1 protein-coding gene is annotated in these 823 nt (G+C 65.5%); it reads left to right on the top strand.

What is annotated here, in order from left to right; genetic code table 11:
* Nucleotides 1-823: UDP-N-acetylmuramoyl-tripeptide--D-alanyl-D-alanine ligase (locus tag RA21_RS21845; protein ID WP_039152738.1), on the top strand; the 823-nt coding region annotated here is incomplete at both ends.

Here is an 823-nt window from a genome sequence, read left to right as displayed (position 1 = left end):
TGCTGATTGTAGACGATGTGCAGGCGGGGCTAGAGGCCCTGGGCCGCGCGTCACGGGCACGGACGAACGCCAAGGTCGTTGCGGTGACCGGCTCGGTCGGCAAGACCTCGACCAAGGAAATGCTGGCGCGGATGCTGTCGGACCAGGGCCGTACCCATGCCGCCGTTGCCAGTTACAACAACCACTGGGGCGTGCCGCTGACGCTGGCGCGGATGCCGCGCGATACCGAGTTTGCGGTGATCGAGATCGGCATGAACCACCCCGGCGAAATTGCGCCCCTGGCAAAGCAGGCGCGCCCGCATGTGGCGATGGTGACGACGGTTGCTGCCGTTCATCTGGAGGCCTTTGAAAACGTCGAAGGCATCGCGGCTGAGAAGGCCGCGATCATGGAAGGGCTGGAGCCCGGCGGCACCGCGGTTTTGAACGCCGATATTGCTGAGGCCCATGTACTGCACGACGTGGCCGCTGGTTTGGGTGCGACCGCCCGCTGGTTTGGCGAGAGCGCTGCGGACTACACCTTGCATTCCGCCGGGATAGAGGGCGAGGAGACCGTGGCCCGCGCCACGGCAAACGGCCGGGATGTTGAGCTGCATATTCAATCGCTTGGCGCCCATTTCGCAATGAATGCGCTGGGTGCGCTGGCCTGCGCCGAAGCTCTGGGCGCTGATCCGGCTAAAGCCGTTGAAAGCCTCGCCCTGTGGTCGCCGGTCAAGGGCCGCGGCGTGCGCGAAGCGATCCAACTGGAGAGCGGATCGATTACCCTGCTGGACGACAGCTACAACGCCAACCCGACCTCAATGGCGGCGGCGCTGGCGGTGCTGGC

Origin of the sequence: Leisingera sp. ANG-DT, assembly GCF_000813785.1 — a bacterium.
Lineage (GTDB): Bacteria > Pseudomonadota > Alphaproteobacteria > Rhodobacterales > Rhodobacteraceae > Leisingera.
This window is presented reverse-complemented; position numbering and strand designations above follow the sequence as displayed.